Source organism: Shouchella shacheensis, assembly GCF_001484965.1.
GTDB classification, from domain to species: Bacteria; Bacillota; Bacilli; order Bacillales; family Bacillaceae_D; genus Shouchella; species Shouchella shacheensis.
The window spans coordinates 1-16,954 of record NZ_LLYY01000032.1 but is presented as its reverse complement, the minus strand read 5'-3'; the positions used below and the strand labels follow the sequence as shown (position 1 = coordinate 16,954).

The 16,954-nt window shown below is 46.3% G+C and carries 17 protein-coding genes and 4 pseudogenes; 6 read left to right on the top strand and 15 right to left on the bottom strand.

What is annotated here, in order from left to right; translation table 11 throughout:
• Positions 1-148: 148 nt before the first annotated feature.
• From AVZ68_RS16920 to mmgD, 11 genes and pseudogenes are all read right to left on the bottom strand, one after another.
• The gene (locus AVZ68_RS16920; RefSeq protein ID WP_059105760.1) at positions 149-730 is read right to left on the bottom strand and encodes a DUF4256 domain-containing protein; all 582 of its coding nucleotides are present in this window, start codon (positions 728-730) and stop codon (positions 149-151) included.
• Between the two features lie 239 nt (positions 731-969).
• Entirely contained in the window at positions 970-1,551 is a 582-nt protein-coding gene (locus tag AVZ68_RS16915) for a GrpB family protein (protein WP_059105791.1), read from the bottom strand.
• A gap of 74 nt (positions 1,552-1,625) precedes the next feature.
• Positions 1,626-1,817: a HepT-like ribonuclease domain-containing protein gene (locus AVZ68_RS20615; RefSeq protein ID WP_245628168.1), complete on the bottom strand. Its 192-nt coding sequence runs from the start codon at positions 1,815-1,817 to the stop codon at positions 1,626-1,628.
• A gap of 37 nt (positions 1,818-1,854) precedes the next feature.
• Positions 1,855-1,929, bottom strand: a pseudogene (locus AVZ68_RS21105) (hypothetical protein); the annotation flags it as partial.
• Between the two features lie 34 nt (positions 1,930-1,963).
• A complete protein-coding gene (locus tag AVZ68_RS16905; RefSeq protein ID WP_059105759.1) occupies positions 1,964-2,251 on the bottom strand; it encodes a nucleotidyltransferase family protein in 288 nt (95 codons plus the stop codon).
• Positions 2,252-2,529: 278 nt separating this feature from the next.
• Positions 2,530-3,435, bottom strand: a complete 906-nt coding sequence (locus AVZ68_RS16900; RefSeq protein WP_059105758.1) for a VanW family protein — start codon at positions 3,433-3,435, stop codon at positions 2,530-2,532.
• A 305-nt stretch (positions 3,436-3,740) separates the two neighbouring features.
• On the bottom strand, positions 3,741-5,204 hold the full coding sequence (locus AVZ68_RS16895) for a CoA-acylating methylmalonate-semialdehyde dehydrogenase (RefSeq protein WP_059105757.1): 1,464 nt from the start codon (positions 5,202-5,204) through the stop codon (positions 3,741-3,743).
• Entirely contained in the window at positions 5,201-6,106 is a 906-nt protein-coding gene (locus AVZ68_RS16890) for an NAD(P)-dependent oxidoreductase (RefSeq protein ID WP_059105756.1), read from the bottom strand. Before AVZ68_RS16890 ends, AVZ68_RS16895 begins: the two co-directional genes overlap by 4 nt.
• A gap of 57 nt (positions 6,107-6,163) precedes the next feature.
• Positions 6,164-7,072, bottom strand: a complete 909-nt coding sequence (gene prpB / locus AVZ68_RS16885) for a methylisocitrate lyase (protein ID WP_059105755.1) — start codon at positions 7,070-7,072, stop codon at positions 6,164-6,166.
• Between the two features lie 15 nt (positions 7,073-7,087).
• Positions 7,088-8,524 (bottom strand): bifunctional 2-methylcitrate dehydratase/aconitate hydratase, encoded by a 1,437-nt coding sequence (locus tag AVZ68_RS16880; RefSeq protein WP_059105754.1) that lies wholly within the window; start codon positions 8,522-8,524, stop codon positions 7,088-7,090.
• A gap of 28 nt (positions 8,525-8,552) precedes the next feature.
• Positions 8,553-9,665, bottom strand: coding sequence for a citrate synthase (mmgD, locus tag AVZ68_RS16875; RefSeq protein ID WP_059105753.1), 1,113 nt, complete (start codon positions 9,663-9,665; stop codon positions 8,553-8,555).
• Positions 9,666-9,977: 312 nt separating this feature from the next.
• Here mmgD and AVZ68_RS16870 point away from each other — a divergent pair, with 312 nt between their 5' ends.
• Positions 9,978-10,850, top strand: coding sequence for a LysR family transcriptional regulator (locus AVZ68_RS16870; RefSeq protein WP_059105752.1), 873 nt, complete (start codon positions 9,978-9,980; stop codon positions 10,848-10,850).
• A gap of 320 nt (positions 10,851-11,170) precedes the next feature.
• Here the strand turns inward: AVZ68_RS16870 and AVZ68_RS16865 are convergent, their stop codons facing one another.
• The 3 genes and pseudogenes from AVZ68_RS16865 to AVZ68_RS21100 form a co-directional block, all read right to left on the bottom strand.
• Entirely contained in the window at positions 11,171-11,605 is a 435-nt protein-coding gene (locus tag AVZ68_RS16865) for a peptidylprolyl isomerase (RefSeq protein WP_059105751.1), read from the bottom strand.
• A gap of 137 nt (positions 11,606-11,742) precedes the next feature.
• Positions 11,743-12,116, bottom strand: a pseudogene (locus AVZ68_RS19990) (IS200/IS605 family accessory protein TnpB-related protein); the annotation flags it as partial.
• A gap of 286 nt (positions 12,117-12,402) precedes the next feature.
• A complete protein-coding gene (locus tag AVZ68_RS21100) occupies positions 12,403-12,501 on the bottom strand; it encodes a putative holin-like toxin (protein ID WP_367576344.1) in 99 nt (32 codons plus the stop codon).
• A 163-nt stretch (positions 12,502-12,664) separates the two neighbouring features.
• Here AVZ68_RS21100 and AVZ68_RS16855 point away from each other — a divergent pair, with 163 nt between their 5' ends.
• From AVZ68_RS16855 to AVZ68_RS19985, 4 genes and pseudogenes are all read left to right on the top strand, one after another.
• Complete coding sequence (locus AVZ68_RS16855) at positions 12,665-13,201, top strand: hypothetical protein (RefSeq protein ID WP_059105749.1); 537 nt, start codon at positions 12,665-12,667, stop codon at positions 13,199-13,201.
• A gap of 860 nt (positions 13,202-14,061) precedes the next feature.
• Entirely contained in the window at positions 14,062-14,367 is a 306-nt protein-coding gene (locus tag AVZ68_RS16850; RefSeq protein ID WP_059105748.1) for a zeta toxin family protein, read from the top strand.
• Between the two features lie 26 nt (positions 14,368-14,393).
• Positions 14,394-14,657 carry a hypothetical protein gene (locus AVZ68_RS16845; RefSeq protein WP_059105747.1) on the top strand — a complete coding sequence of 88 codons (264 nt, stop codon included), beginning with the start codon at positions 14,394-14,396 and terminating at the stop codon, positions 14,655-14,657.
• Between the two features lie 33 nt (positions 14,658-14,690).
• A pseudogene (locus AVZ68_RS19985) lies at positions 14,691-14,984 on the top strand (transposase); the annotation flags it as partial.
• A gap of 101 nt (positions 14,985-15,085) precedes the next feature.
• Here AVZ68_RS19985 and tnpA read toward each other — a convergent pair.
• Positions 15,086-15,301, bottom strand: a pseudogene (gene tnpA, locus AVZ68_RS19980) (IS200/IS605 family transposase); the annotation flags it as partial.
• A 98-nt stretch (positions 15,302-15,399) separates the two neighbouring features.
• On the opposite strand from tnpA, the gene AVZ68_RS16840 reads away from it, so the two are divergent.
• On the top strand, positions 15,400-16,614 hold the full coding sequence (locus AVZ68_RS16840) for a CynX/NimT family MFS transporter (RefSeq protein WP_059105746.1): 1,215 nt from the start codon (positions 15,400-15,402) through the stop codon (positions 16,612-16,614).
• Positions 16,615-16,954 lie beyond the last annotated feature (340 nt).

Here is a 16,954-nt window from a genome sequence, read left to right as displayed (position 1 = left end):
TACAAAAGACGCAATTCCCTACTATGCTAATGCTTTATAGCGGTGGGAACCAGCACCACTTTGCACCAATCGATAGTTGAAGAATGAAATTAAAGCCTTTTTCTAGATGATCCATTCTCAGCTTCTAATATAGCTGTCTGTGCAAAATTTAGACCCTTAGCGAGCCACGGAATCCTCTGACACTATAGTAAGAGGACGCACCATTGTGATAAACGAAGACATGCCCGTAGCGATAATCACAAAAAAGGGCACCGCCGAGTTTTCTAATATCAGAGGGTGTTTGCACCCAACTTGACGTTTTCATGTCGACATTTTCTATCTTCTGCAACGCTCGATATTGTTCTTCCGTTAAAAGTTCAATGCCCATAGCGGTTGCCATATCAATAGCGTTATTTTCTGGTTGATGTTTTTTCCTTGACTCCAACCCTTCCCGGTCGTAACAAACACTTCTGCGACCTTTAGGGCTTTCGGCTGAGCAATCATAAAGGATGTATTCGTCCTTCTTTTCATCATAACCAACAACATCCGGTTCTCCGCCGGTTCTTTCCATTTCATTGAGCGACCACAGTTTTTCAGTATTAGCATCCAGCTTTGCTTGAACATTCTCCCATTCAAGACCTTGATGGCGGTTCACATTTTTCTCAAAACGGGCTTTCAATGCGCTGAGTAATCCTTCAAGTTGTTCTAGTGACAGATCGTTTTTATTGCTGATTTTATTTCTCTTTGTCATGTTAGTTCTCCCTTATCGTTTTTACTCATAATGGTTTAGGTCGTATGAATGGATTTCCAGTACAATTATCTCATGATTTAGGAGCCAACCCTCAGCAGCTGAAGAAAGGGGGCATTCGCTCTGCATTATGTAATATCTTTGCCCCTTTTTTATGTCACTTCATTGCCCTGAACGTAAATCACCCTCAATTCGCAACATTCCCTGAATATATATGATAAGGCTAGGTAGCGCCAAGAGCTCTATTCAACTGCGTTTGCTCGTTCCATGATTTCCTGGACTATTGAGTTTTTTGCATCCGCGTAGTGTTGCACGTGGCGCCATTCACGCTGAGCCAAGTTACGCTTGACGTCTGCATACTCTTCCCGGTCAAATTGATTGGTTCGTAGCCAATTACGAAAGCGTAACATTCGGTCGACTTCAGACGCCCCTTTGCTCAATACATGCAAATTGAGATCTGTATCGGGGCCTTTGAACATTCGGTGCTCAAACCACTCCGGTTCCCGAATACGTAGCGTGTATCCGAATCTCTCCAAGTCCGGAACATAGGTCATCTCGTCTGCAGAATCTGTTACAACTAGAAGAATATCAATGATCGGCTTAGCACACAGTCCCGGCACCGAGGTTGATTCAACGTGCTCGACTTGCAATACGTTGTTTCCAAGTACGGAACGTATCCGCTTAGCCTCGCGGGCAAAAAGCTCAGGCCAGCGTGGATCATACTCTAGGAGAGTGATGGACGCAGTGTGAGGTTTATGCTCTCCAACCGTGACCTTTTGAAGGTCTTCATCACTTTTAGGTGTTGAATTTGAACGGTCTTGCATGGATGACAATTCATCCACCTCCATCATTATCAGTTTTCATTTTCCAGCATTTACTATTCTATTTTATTGAAATTTTATGCTTTTATTCCCTGTAACCGATTCAGCAAATCCGTAATTTTTTCTTTTAATGGTGGAATCTCAATTTCAACTACATTCCAAACAATCCCGTTATCCACTCCGAAATAATCGTGAATTAACACGTCTCTGAGTCCTGCCATTTCGCTCACGGCACATGTGAATGCTGCTCTCGAAAATCTTTGAAACACGCTTTATAGCTTCTCCAATAATTTCTAAATTGCGGATGACCGCATCTTGAATTATTTTTGAACCAAAAAAATCTTCCTCTCCATTTGGGAGATATGATTCAATCGTATACATTCTAGAATATGAGTCAAATAGAGGCTGTCATTTTTCATAATTGGATCGCTCCATTTAACACGTCTTCTTTGATACGCCAATGAATCGAGTTTTCTGTCACGACATCGACGTTTATTTTGAGTAAATCTTCAACTTCTTGTTTAAACCGTATTAAATCAAACAAACTTCTTCCTTCTTCGAAATCCACAAGCAAATTCAGGTCACTTGCAGAGCCGTCTTCAGATCTTGCAACCGAACCAAAAACTCGCACATTATAAATACCGTGTTCCTTTGCTACTTTTAAAATTATGTGCCGCTTTTCTTGCAGAACAACGTAAAGCACAACACATCCCTCGCAACCTTCATCCCTTTTGGCTCATTATATCATCAAGGCTGTTGTTGAACCAGAATGAGACAGGCTTTTCCGCTGTCCTTTTCAAAAAAGGGCCGCTCCCCAATACAGCCCTTAAAGTCCATTGAGAATGATGAAAAAGCAACCACCCCGGAACGGAACCTTGATCCAATGTGGGTGATTACTGCCTTCTGAACTCTTCACTCTCTGATGGATTGCCTTAAGTGGTACCAGCACTCAGGTTCAGGGGTCGTTCTCACAACTACCCTCTACACCTCCCCCTCCCTCGCTCTCACCTCAAACGCAACGGTTCCATTGTTCTTATCCACACTGCCTTGAATGAGCACAGGCACATCCAATGTGTTTTTAAAACGAAAATCGGCCCAGCCCCAGCTGACCATCGCATCGGAGCCTTCCGGTACATAGCCAACCGGCAAGGAGTGAGGATGTCTTTCTACGACTTCTAGCCCTGCCTCCATGACGGCATTATACAAAGTCGTCGAGGTTTGGCAAATGCCGCCGCCAAGACCGTCGGTAAATTCCCCATCAATAATGACACTTGCTTCCTTGTAGCCTCTCTCTGCTGTCGCTTGCCCGACTGTTTGATGAAAGGAAAACGTGTCTCCTGGCCCTAAAACGGTTTGATGAATCGAATCCGTCGATAGCTGGATATTTTCGGCTCTGCCTTTGATGCCCGTATTAAACGCTGTCTGAAACGCGCCAATGGTCTCATTCTCCACCCCTTCCAGCGATTCTACGGAAACATTCGGCTCTGTCGTGTCGAGCGGCAGCGGCACATGACGATTCCAATAGGTTGTATTTAAAACATTATCCACCAATTCTTCTTCGTTCAAAATCACTTGCTTGGACCCACCCTCAAGGCTCCCATTCACATATTTGGGCGCTTTCATCTCCTGATCGTAGCCATTTTCGCCACGGGCCAATTCTTTTGCCCATTCTTGTAAGTAGTCTTCGTTTATCTGTTCAAGCGGAATTTCTTCATAGAAATCCTCGTTCCCTTCTTCACTAACAGCTACTCGATAATCCGGCACGGTCCGCTCCTCGGCCCCTACCGCTTTTGACCCTAACTGAGCGGTTGTCTTCTCCTCTTTCTCTCCACAGCCAGACAAAACGACCAACAGCAACGCAAAAGACAGACCCGTTAATTTTTTCATCTTTGCCCCCTTGGTGAACACTATTCACCACTTTATCCTCTCTCTAGTAGTTGGTCTCTATTAATCTACGAAACGGGAACCAAAAAGTTCCCCCTTTTTTGACAATTATTGTTGGATATTGGATTAGAAAGGATTTTCTTTATTATACTTTATTTCTCAAAAAATGGAAACCATATATCACCTAAACGCAGGTGGGTTGCCTAGAAGCGCGTTGTCAGGTCTGAACAATCTCGGCGCTTCAACCCGCCGGAGCTAGACATAAAAAAGACAGCCACAAAGGGCTGCCTGTTTTCACATCTATTACATTAATTAAACCACCGCTCCGTCACAACCTTCTTCCTCGTATAAAACTGAACCCCATCGCGTCCGTTCGTACCGAGATCGCCAAAAAAGGACGCTTTGTTTCCCGCAAAGGAGAAAAAGGCCATCGGCGCAGGGACGTTGACGTTGACACCGACCATTCCAGCGTCAATGCTGTTGCGGAAATACTGCACAGTTTGCCCGCTCGACGTGTAAATCACGGCTCCGTTAGCAAAGCGGGAGCGATTGGTGAGAGCGATGCCTTCATCCAAATCTTTTACGCGGACGACGCTCAGCACCGGGGCGAAGAGCTCTTCCTTCCAAATGTCCATCTCGGATGTGACCTCATCAAAAATCGTCGCGCCAAGGTAGTAGCCATCTTTCGCTTCTTCCGGAAGATCCCGGCCATCGACAACAAGCGTGGCGCCTTGCTCAACGCCTTTGTCAATAAAATGCAACACCCGGTCCTTGTGGGACTGCCTAATCAGCGGACCGACAAAGTGCTCGTCATTGGCTCCGTCTCCAACCGTGAGCTTCTCCGTCTCCCGTTTCAACACATCCATGAATTCATCAGCAACGCTATCGACGACGGCGACCACCGAGCAGGCCATACAACGCTCGCCGCTTGAAGCAAAAGCTGCACCAATGACCCCCTGGACCGTCTTTTCGATATGGCAGTCGGGCATGACGACCGCATGATTTTTCGCACCGGCCAGTGCCTGCACTCGCTTGCCGTTTGCGGTGCCCGTTTGGTAGACGTGGCGGGCGACAGGTTCAGAGCCGACAAAGGAAATCGCTTCCACACCCTCATGTTCAAGCAGGCCGTTGACAACATCCTTGCCTCCATTAACCAAATTCAAGACGCCTGACGGGAGCCCGGTCTCATGCATCAGTTCAACGAGTCGCTCAGCAAGCAGCGGCGTACGCTCCGATGTCTTTAAGACGAAGGTGTTGCCTGTAGCGATCGCTAGCGGGAACATCCAGAGCGGCACCATCATTGGAAAGTTGAACGGGGTTATTCCGGCGACGACACCAAGCGGATAGCGCCAGATTGAGCCATCGATTCCCCCAGCAATGCTAGGCAAAGCGTCGCCCATCATCATCGTCGGGGCCGACGTCGCTAGCTCAACGCATTCAATTCCTCGCTGCACTTCCCCACGCGCATCCTTGATCGTTTTCCCGTTCTCTTTCGTAATTAACTGGGCAAGTTCTTCCTTGTGCTCGTTTAAAAGTTGAAGGTATTTGAACATGTAGCGGGCTCGATCGGGCACGGGGACCGTTTTCCACGTCTCATAGGCTCTTCTTGCGACGCGGACGGCGCTGTCAACATCGTCCTTGCCTGAAAGCGGGACGAGGGCAATCGTTTCGCCTGTCGCAGGGTTTGGGACCGTTTCTGTCGCACTTGTGCTTGCATCGATCCATTTGCCATCAATCCAGTTGCGTACCGTCTTAACCTCTGTTGTCGTCATGTTAACCGCTCCTTTTCCGCTTTGAATGAGATCGATTGATTCCCGACACGTTCGTACATCACGGACATGTCCTTATCGCCAAGACCCGCATCCTCTGCATCCTGGTACAAATCCACAAGCGCTTGGCTCATCGGCAAGTCTACCCCGCGCTGCTTGGCAAGGTCCATAGCAAAACGAAGGTCTTTGTTCAACAGCTTCAGCGTAAACCCAGGGTCGTAGTCATCGTTTGCAATGAATGTCTTATAATTGCGCTCGTAAATTCGGCTTTGTCCGTAGCTCACGTTTAAAACGTTGAAGAGAAACTCTAAGTTCAAGCCGCTTTCTCTTGCTAGATTGAGAGCCTCTGCCACCCCGGCTGTGTAAAAGCCGATGAGAAGATTGTTGATCAACTTAGCGTTCGTGCCACTATCGTACGACTCGCTGATGTGAAAGACGTTGGACCCGAGGGTGCTTAGATGAGACTGCACGCCCTCTAGTACTGCTTTCGGTCCGCCCACCATGAACGTGAGCGTGCGGTTTTCAGCACCGACGACGCCACCGCTAACCGGAGCGGCAAGAAAGGAAACGCCTTTCGCATCCGCCTGTTTTCCAATTTCAAGCTCCATTTCTGGTGCAATCGTACTTGTGTCCACGAGCACAACGCTTGTCGGGCAAAGTGCGAGAAGGCCGTCTTTTCCAAGATAGACGCTCTCGGCCGCTTCCGTTGAAGGCAAGCTCGTTAAAATCAACTCACAATTTTCAACCAGCTCTTCCATCGTCCCTGCTGCCTCTCCTCCAGCTGCGGCAAACGTTTCAAGCGCTTGTTTGTTCAAATCAAAGCCGCGCACCGAATACCCGGAGGAAAGCAGATTCTTTGACATCGGCATTCCCATATTTCCAAGTCCAATCAAGCCAATTTGCATGACCCACGCCTCCCTATCTGGCAGCCCGGCCTACGCTTGCAAGCGTAGGCCGCACCCTTATTGGTCGTTTGACAAAACGGTTTTTGCAATCGATGTATCCAGCGCTTCATACTCATCGTAGGAAATCGTCTCATACAGCTCGCTGCGCTTTTGCATCTCGTCTAAACTTGCTTTTTGTGTGCCATTCTCCTGAATATCAGCGAAGACACGCTCATACGCCTTGGCCGCTACACGAAGCGATGTGACGGGATAAATGACCATCTCAAAGCCCATCCGCTCAAATTCATCGGCGCGGTAGTACGGCGTCTTGCCAAATTCAGTCATATTGGCAAGGAGCGGCGCATCCACCTCCTTGGCGACCTTCATAAATTCCTCTTCCCCTTGCAGCGCTTCAGGAAAAATCGCGTCTGCGCCCGCGGCGACGTACGCATTCGCTCTCTCAATCGCCGCCTCAAGCCCTTCGACCCCACGGGCATCGGTTCGTGCAACGACAATGAGCGTTGGCGCTGCTTTTTTAAGAGCCGCGATTTTCTGCTCCATTTCCTCTTTCGCCACAAGCTTCTTCCCGTTCAAATGGCCGCATTTCTTCGGAAGATCTTGGTCCTCAATTTGCACGGCCGCTACGCGCGCTTCCACCATCTCCACAGCCGTGCGAGCGACGCTAAGCACCCCACCAAAGCCGGTATCAATATCGACGAGTAGCGGTAGGTTTGTGGCACGAACGATCTCCCTTGCACGAGAGGCGACTTCATTGGACGTGACAACACCGAGATCCGGGAGCCCTAGGCTTGCTGTGTAGGCAGCCCCTGATAGATAAAGCGAACGAAAACCGGTTTGTTTCGCTACGAGTCCAGCCATGGCATCGTGGGCGCCGGGAATTTGCAGGATTCCCTTCGCCGTCATCTGCTTATGAAACGATTCGGCCAGCTCTTTTTGTGATACAGGTTCATCGACGATCCAAGGCATAACATTCTCCCTCCCTTACTGCGCAAACAAGTCAATAAACGCCGTCACGCTCATTTTGCTAAGTACTGCTTGATCGCTAACCGCGTCTAAGATGTCGTTTTGCTGTTTTCCTGCAAAGTGCGTGGCAACGTTTGCCGCAAACTTGTCTTGAATATGTGGAATCGCCTCCGCGCGCCGGAAGCGATGCCCAAGCGGATACTCCACTGCAATTTTGTCCGTGGCGCTTCCATCTTTGAAAAAGACTTGGACGGCATTTGCGATTGAGCGCTTGTTCGGGTCAAGATAATCCTTCGTGTAGTCTTTGTTTTCCGTAACGATCATCTGCTCGCGCAAGCGGTCAACACGTGGATCATTCGCCATTTCGTCTTCATAGTCGTCAGCGACGATATTGCCTTTGAGCAAGGCGATCGCTGTGATGTATTGCAAGCAATGGTCACGATCGGCTGGGTTGTAAAGCGGTCCCGTTTTATCAATGATGCGAATCGCCGACTCATGGGTGGTTAGTTCAACACGATCAATTTCATCTAGACGTCCCTTTACGGATTCGTGCAACTCGACTGCTGCCTCGGCCGCGGTTTGCGCATGGAATTCGGCCGGGAATGAGACCTTAAATAAAATGTTTTCCATTACATAGGCATCCAGCTCTCGGGCAAGGGTGACTTCCTTTTTATTGAACAGAACATCCTGGAAACCCCAGCCTGGTGCGGAAAGCGCCGTTTGATAGCCCATTTCTCCTTTAAGAGCCGTCATCGCGAGAAAGACACCGCGGCTTGTCGCATCTCCTGCGGCCCAGGACTTTCTGGAGCCTGCATTCGGAAAATGCCGATACGTACGCAAAGAAGAATTGTCGATCCATGCTTGCGACACCGCGTTAATGATTTCTTGGCGCGTCCCACCGAGCATCCCAGCAACCACCGCTGTTGTCGCTACTTTAACGAGCAGGACGTGATCAAGACCGACACGGTTAAAGCTGTTTTCCAGTGCAATCACACCTTGAATTTCATGCGCTTTCACCATCGCTACAAGCACATCTTGAATGGTTAGTGGTTCTTTCCCCTCAGCGAGATTGGTACGGCTGATGTATTCGGCCACCGCCAGTATGCCGCCTAAGTTATCTGATGGGTGTCCCCACTCCGCCGCAAGCCAGGTGTCGTTGTAATCGAGCCAGCGGATCATCGTGCCGATGTTGAACGCCGCGCGAATAGGATCAAGCACATGGGAGGTCCCCGGTACTTGAACGCCGTTTGGCACAACCGTTCCTGGCACGACAGGCCCGAGCATTTTCACGCATTCAGGGTAGCGCAAGGCAAGGATGCCGCAGCCAAGTGTATCCACAAGCACATGAGAAGCGGTCGAGAGCGCTTCCTCGCTTGTAATCTCCTTATCTAGCACGTAATCAGCAATTTCTTCGAGCAGCTTATCAGTGGTCTTTGTTTCCATTTGTGTTGTCATTGGATTTCCTCCGTCTCCATCGATTGAGTTAGGTCGTATAGCGTGGGCCCGTATACTTCACGCGCGGGCGAAACAGTTTGTTGTGGTTGTGCTGCTCGATCACATGCGCACTCAGTCCAACGGTACGCGAAGCAAAGAAAATCGGTGTATACAGTCCGATCGGAATGCCGAGCATCCAGTACACTGGTGCCGCATAGTAATCCAAATTCGGATACAGCCCTTTCTCTTTTTCCATCAACGCTTCCCCTGCCTCGCACATTCTCAGCAAGCGGTCGTCACCAGCCGCGTCAGAAAGCTTGGCAAGCGCCTCTTTCATCATCAGCGCACGTGGATCCATCTTCTTCATGTACACACGGTGGCCAAAGCCCATAATTTTTTCCTTTTGTGCTAACTTATTCGCTAGCAGCGTTTCAAATTCTTCAGGTGTGTTCGCATCAAGCAACATATACATCACGGCTTCATTCGCCCCACCATGCAAATGCCCCTTAAGCGATGCCACCGCCCCTGTTAGCGCTCCGTACATATCGGAAAGGGTCGAGGCTATCACTCTAGCTGTAAACGTTGAGTTCGGCATTTCGTGCTCAGAATAAAGCAACAGTGACTGGTCAAACACTTCTTCCTCCAGCTCCCGAGGTTCATTTCCCGTGATCATGTACAAAAAGTTGGAGCTGTAGGAGAGCGCTTCCTTCGGCTGCAAGGTTTCTTTGCCATCAAGAATACGGTAGCTGTTGGCGACAATCGTCGGCAGCTTCGCAAGCAAACTGTAAGCCCGCTCCGTGTTCACTTCCGCATCGCGGTTCTCGAGCTGGCGATCAAAACCACCGAGTACAGAGAGACCGGTTCTTAGCGCATCCATTGGATGGGTGGAAGCTGGAAGGAGCTTTAATACGTCAATGACTTCCTCCGGCACGTCGTACGATTGACTGAGCCGGTGGGCAAGCTTGCTTCGCTCGTCGTCGTCTGGAAGCGCTCCATTTAAAAGTAGGTGGACAATATCCAAATACCCATTCGTTTTGGACAACTGAATTAGATCGTAGCCATGAATAACAATTTCACCTTGCTCTGTGTCAAGAAACGACAGGTTTGTTTCTGTTGCAATAACACCATCAAGTCCAGGGTGATACGTTTGTTCCACTGCCATGGTTATCCCTCCGTTGTGATTGTTCAGTCCAGAAAACGACACATTCACTTAAGCGCTTACAAATTTCGACGTATGTACACCTCCTGCTCCACCCTCCTATAATCTCTACCTTAGACGGAAAATGACTTCCATTTTTAATGTACCATAGTTTAAAAACAAACGGCAAGGGAGAACGAGCAATTCCCTCGTGGTTTCGGCGGTTGGGAACGGCGGGGGGACTCTCTTACACTTTCATTGAAAACGTTATATACTAATAGAAAATGGTTAGGGAATCGAATAAGAAACGTTTACCAAAAGGGAGGGCGAGTTTTTATGAAAATCGACGAAGACCAGCTGCTCGCCACGTTAAAACAGGCCGGCACAATACGCGGGGCCGCCAAGCGGCTCTACATATCGCAACCTGCGATTAGCCAACGTCTAAAACAAGTGGAAGAGAAATGGGGGGAGCCGCTATTCATTCGCACACATAAGCAACTGCTGCTGACTCCTGCAGGTGAAGAAGTGGTTCGTTTTGCCGAACAGCGCCTCGCAGAGGAAAAACGACTGCAAGAGCGCCTCTCACAGTTAACAGGAACGATTCGCGGCACGCTTTCACTTGGCGTCTCTTCGGTGTTCGGTCAGTACGTGTTGCCAAACGTGCTCCACGTATATATGCAGAAGTACCCCGAAGTGAAGATTGACTTGCAAACAGGCTTAAGCTCGTTCATTTCTTCTTCCAAGGAAAATTTCCACATTTCTATCACTAGAGGAGAACCGGCCCTTCCCCATTCCAGTGAACGACTATTACGTGAGCGTTTGTATCTCGTGGAAAAAGCCTCCTCCTTGGCCCCGCCAAAAAAACAAGTATTCATTGAATTTCAAAGTGACGCCGGCATGGAGTCGATGATTAATGAATGGTTTGTTCAAGAAGGTGGGCGGAAACCGGATCAAGTCATTAAGGTCGACCAAATCGAGACGTGCAAACAGCTAATGGCCTGCGGCATTGGCATGGCCGTTTTGCCGGAGATGGCAACGCAGAACTTACCGGAGGATGACTATCAATTCGAACCTTTGATTTTGAAGGGAGAGACACTGATGAGACACACGTATAGTTCCTGTTCCGATTATCACCGAACGCTCCCCCAGGTGAATGCTTTTTTAGAGGTGTTGGGGCAGCAAGTGAGAGGATCGAAAGAAGCTTTATAAACAATGCGTGTAGATGTGAGCGCACATAGGAAAAGCGCAGCCTCGGTGGGCTGCGCTTTTGCGATCTCGAAAATGAGCGAAGCCTAGAGGCCTATTCTTTCCAAACTCTCCTCTCTTTTGTTATTTAATTTATACAGGCTCTAGCGCTTCCCCAGTCCTCATCCCAGTAAATTTCCAGCATGTCAATTGGGACAAGAAAATGCCATTCATGACGATTTTCATTCAACGTGAGTTACCACATAAGAAAAATCTTGCTTTTAAAAACGTTGAAAGCAAAAAAAGACCACACCCTATAATCAGAATGTGGCCCGAGTACCAACCTACTCTTCCCAAACCTTCACTTCTTGCATCACGTCGCCTTGCTTTATGCGTGTGATCAAATCTTCCCCTTCGACGACTTGTCCAAAAACCGTGTGAACGCCGTCGAGATGAGGTTGAGGCTCATGCACGACGAAGAACTGGCTGCCGCCTGTATCTTTTCCGGCATGGGCCATGGAAAGCGAACCTTTGACATGTTTGTGCGGGTTGCCTTCGGTTTCACATTTGATCGTGTAGCCAGGTCCGCCTGTGCCGTTTCCATTTGGGTCTCCGCCTTGGGCGACAAAGCCAGGGATCACGCGGTGGAAGGTCAGCCCGTCGTAGAATCCTTTGTTGGCGAGCGATTCAAAGTTTTCGACGTGACCAGATGCGGCTTCAGGGTAAAATTCAATGACGAGTTTTTCGCCATTTTCAAACGCGATGCTTCCTTTTTTCATATCAGTTAGATCCTCTTTTCTGCTAAGTAATATGCGTCGAACGCTTTTCCCATTGTACACATATTCCACTTTATGTACAAACGGGAACGCGCGGGGGTAAGGATCCCCCCTTCGTTATATACTTTGATAGAGAATAGGTCATCATTGGATGTATAGCCAGACGTCCTGTTACGATTCGCTTTTTCCGTGTGGGCATGTTTGCGATGTGTATGTAGGATCTACAGCGATCACTTTCGATTGATACATTAGGGACTTGTATTCTAGCTTTTGTCGCAAGTCAAAGAAAGACCACGATACCGTTTGATAACGATCGTTGACGCGTACGTTTTCCGTCGCTTGACGAATGCCTGTTAGGTTTTCGAGCGTACAACGTATTCTCTCCGTATTGGTCAACAAGTGCCTTACTGATATAATGATTTATGTCTTGCATCCAACGGTTTTCTCGTTGGCCTATTTGCAGAAGGCGTTTGTTTTTGTTGTATTCTTTCCGGGTTTGTTTGGATTTCGCTTTAGCTGTATTAGTCAGTTTCACACCGCCTTCTCCCTCCTTCACTAAGGTATTTCCATTATACCACTCCGTGAGTCATTTCGTAGTTAGAAAGGCGTAGAAAGGTTTTTGATCATCAATAATCAACTATTGGCCCACCCAGGCTTTGATGGTATACTTGAAGCAAACAATACGTATACTGAAAAAACCGCCTAGTGGTTGCACACTAGACGGTTGCTGAATCCCATACGGGCTTAGGCACAGTCTTTCAGGGATAGCCCCTTCCATGTCGGCTAAGACTCATGAGGGGCTATTTTCTTTGCTTTGTCAGCAGAAGCACCAGTGACAATAACGCGATCGTAAACATGTTTGTTGCGATCGCTAAAGATAGCGCTTCGAATACTGACATATGGCAACACTCCCCTTCTCATAAGGGGATGCGCCAAGCGCGCACATGAGTTATTCAGCTACTTCTATTTTAACATACAGCAGGAGTCTTCTCGCCTTCTAAGATAGATTTAAAAATCTATTTCTAGAAGGTATTAAAATCTCATCTAGGAAGAGGAGCAGCAATGGTTTGGACGGCTCAACAACAAGCGCAAGTTATTTTGAGGAAAAATTGGTTGAAATCCATTTTTTTCGTTTTCATTTGTTACGTGGTCATCGTTTTATTTGGGAATACGCTGGTCGATGTCCGTTCCAATGACGGGGGATTTTCGGTTAGTCTGTTTTCAGTTGCAACTTCGATGAGGTTACTTTCTGTGATAGGTCCGCTCGGCGCACTTGTGACAAGCATCATGCATTTTGCAATTCTCGATTATTATTTCGGGCTTCAAGATCGCAAAAAACGATTTTTCTCATCGTTCTTGTATAGTTTCAAAAACCCCCGTTTGCTTTACAAAGGCGTTGTTATAACCATCATGAATTTGGTTTTACTTGCTTCCACGTTAATGATCATTGCCTTTATGCTGCTTGGTTTACTAGGAGCAGGAGCGTTTCTTAATATTGGGTTTCTCCTTATGACAGCCATAGGGGTAGTGCTCTTGTATCTATACTTAGGATTGGCCCACGTGATTTACATCCTTTATGAGAATCCGAAAAAAGGGTAATCTCAGCCATCGTACATAGTTTTAAAATGATTAAAGGGAATCGGCTTTCATTCAGCGGTTTGTTATTGCTATCCGGTGTTTTGATAAGTCTCGGCTTGGTTGCTTTATTCGTTGGCGTCTTTGTGAGCCTAGCGTATTATCATAGCATACGCATTCAATACTACAAGCTGTTACAAAGCAGAACCCCCATGGAAACTGAAACACAAATCAATTTTAAAAAAGCTATGCAACAGTAAGCAATGCAGGTGGACGTGACGTTCATCTGCTTGTTTTTGCCAGTAGAGTAGATGCTTAAATCGCAAAAAGGCCTAAAAACGCTTCGTTTCTTCCTTCCACTCATCCTGTGCTAGTATAATCCGTTCCTTTTTTCACGGCTGGTGCTAAAAAGCATGAACCCTGTTCAGTAACCGCAGCGGGAACGTGATTACCAGCGTGTGCATTTCTGCACCTCCTACCCTTCCTCTTTTCTAGCCATTAATTGATAACAAAGCGTTTTTAGTTTGAAGAACTTCATGACATTTCATATAATAGTTGTAATGAATACCATCAATGTTCAGCACGGTTTGAATCCTGTTTTAAGACGGGTTGAAGAACACAACACAGGGTGAAAAGCATTCACGACCAGCCACTACTGGCACTGCACAGTTCTGTATTGTAAAAAGTAGACTACTTTCACTTAGAGAAAGGGGCAATGTTGTGGTTTTTGACACTTCTCGCTTCAAAAAAGTCATTCAAATGACTGGAGAGCGCGCCATGTTAGATGCAAAAATGAACAATAGCTATATTGTCTATTATAAAGACAACCATCTAGTGCGAGAATATCCCGATGGACGGATCGAAAAAGAACGGAACGAGGGCTCATGAAGCAGAAACCCGTCATGTATGTTTTTTCAGGAAACAACGGCTCAGGAAAAAGCACCATTCGTGGAATGTTTTATGATGATCTTGGATCGGCGATTAACGTAGACCCTGACGCTTTGGTTCGTAAGCACAAAAACCGAACTTCGAAAAACCCTACATTAAGTGCTGGCAAAGAATCACTTCGAATTATCAGCGAATGCATCGATTCCTTACATGACTTTTCCATTGAGACTACGCTTGACAGTAAAATTTCCATTCGCCAAATGCAGCTAGCGAAAAAAATAAAGGATATGAAATTTTTGTAATTTATGTCGGTACGGATGATGTAACGGTGAATTTAAAAAGAATTGCCAAACGTGTCGAAAATGGCGGTCATGATATTCCAAAAGAAGATGTGCTACGTAGACACTCCATTAGCAGAGAAAACTTGCTCACCCATCTGTTTTTGATGGATACAGTAATTCTCGTGGATAATACCGGAAAAGAAGGTCAGATGTTTGCAACCATTGAAAACGGCTTTATAAAGGAGGAATTAATTCCCATTCCTAGATGGGGAGAAGATTTGCTACAACTGATTAAAGAGGAAATTAACTAGGCGCTGCTGAATAACTAAGAATTCCTTTTTGCAACAGGTCCCAAGCTGGGTCGCCCTCCTAAACAAGAATCCAAAGAGCAAAAAAAGATCGAGAAACAGGATGCCGCCGAACGAAATGCCCTCGAAGGGAAATTCGGTGAAGGCAAACGCACCTATGGCCTCCGTCTTATTCGAGCATGCCTTCGAAACACCAGTGAAACGGTGATTGCTCTTCAAGTGCTCGTCATGAATCTCTCGAAGTCTCTTCGGGGGTATTCTTTTTTTATTTTTTTCACGTGTCTGGGCAAAGGCGTTCACTATTCAAAAGACAGGCCCAAGATGGCTTGAATGATTGGAAGGTTATTCAGCAACCCTAAATTCGTTATCAAGACCTAAATCGTAAAAAGTCATAAAAAATAAAGGGTGATACATATTAGTCATGATCTGTATCACCCTTTTATATAGTTTCGTATAATTTCTTCCGTCACATTTCCAACTGTAACACAGAAGTACCCTCTCGCCCATAAGTGCTGACCCCACTACGTTTTCTTGAGCTCAGAAAACTCGTCTTGTAACAGTCTGGACGACCGTCCCTTTAGATATTGCATGATTTTGCTCGGTGCCAAGCTTGGTGGGCATGATACTAGCAAATGAATATGGAACTTAAGTTTGGAATGAAATATTGATGAAGCTTAGTGATTCAGCTATACTGATTGAGCTTCCACTTATTCTTTCAACACTTGTTTATAAAAGGTGGTTATATATGAATATTACAACCTACCGGGACCGTTATTATCTGTTTCTACTGTTGGCGGCTGTAATGGTAATAGCTGCAACTCTTCGTTCCCCCCTTACTTCAGTCGGGCCTCTAATACCCATATTAAGGAAAGAGCTAGAAGTATCCAATGCCTTGATAGGGATGGTCAACACATTACCTCTTATTGCATTTGGTTTGTTTTCACCCTTTGTTCCGATTTTTTCCATAAAGTTAGGAATGGAGAAAACGCTATTAATCTCTATGTTTATCTTATCTATTGGAACTTTTATACGTTCACTTGGTGGAATTTCTATGCTTTTGTTTGGTACGTTACTTGTTGGAATAGCTATAGCGGTAGGGAATGTTCTTATGCCGGGGTTAATAAAATTGAGTTTTCCTTATCGGATCGGGCTAATGACCGGTCTTTATTCGGTATCTATGAATGTATTTGGAGCACTTGCTTCAGGAATATCCGTTCCCCTAGCCAATGTAGAATTCTTAGACTGGCGAAATTCCATGCAAATATGGAGTGTTCTGTCATTTTTAGCCATTATCATACTCCTTTTGCGACTACCTGCCATTCTATCTGGCAATAAAAAAGTCCCTGGACAAGTAAAGTCTCAGCCACCAAACCATCTGTTTAAATCCAAAATTGCATGGGCTGTTACCATTTATATGGGTTTGCAATCTATGATTCCTTATAGCCTTTTCACATGGCTCCCGGATATTCTACTTGAAAAAGGGTTTAATCAAGAAGACGCTGGTTGGCTGATTGCACTCTTTCAAGTGGGTTTAATTCCAACAACGTTTGTTGTCCCTATTATTGCTTCTAAATTAAGTCATCAGCGTGTTCTTGCTTTTGTATCTGGTTTATTTTTCTTTTTTGGATTATTAGGGATTGCCCTCATATCCTCACAACTGATTATTGTATTTTTATTATTAACGGGCATTGGGGCAGGAACAACTTTTAGTTTGGCCATGATGTTTTTCGTGCTTCGTACGAGTACTGTGACTGAATCCTCTCAACTGTCAAGCATGGCTCAATCTATTGGCTATGCACTAGCTGCACTTGGACCAATTTTCCTAGGAGTCATCGCAGAACAATTTCATGGATGGACCGTCTCTCTCGTCATTCTAATGTTCGTCTCCCTTTTAATTGCTTTCTTTGGAACTATAGCTGGGAGAAACGAAACCGTTTCAGTTAAAGTAAGAGGAACGTAACGCTCATCCATTATTCTTTCCCATTCAAATTAACAGGCGCAATCAGTATTCCTGATTTGCGCCCTTTTCCGGAACTCATATTAGCTGGTATGGCTGAAGAATAATTGAGGCGATTGAAAACAGTGTCTCGTCATAACAACAACTCTTTAAAATCTGAGTTGCGCTCAAGGAGGATTGTTGCCTCCTTGCCACTAAGGAAATAACAACCTTAGTGTTTTCTTATCACTCATAACTTTTCATCCTCATTTCTGATCAAGCTTATTGATTTTTCAATTTTTCAACTTCCACCTTCGATAGTCCTGTCAATTCTGCAACCTTCGTTACGCTCATGCCGTCTGCT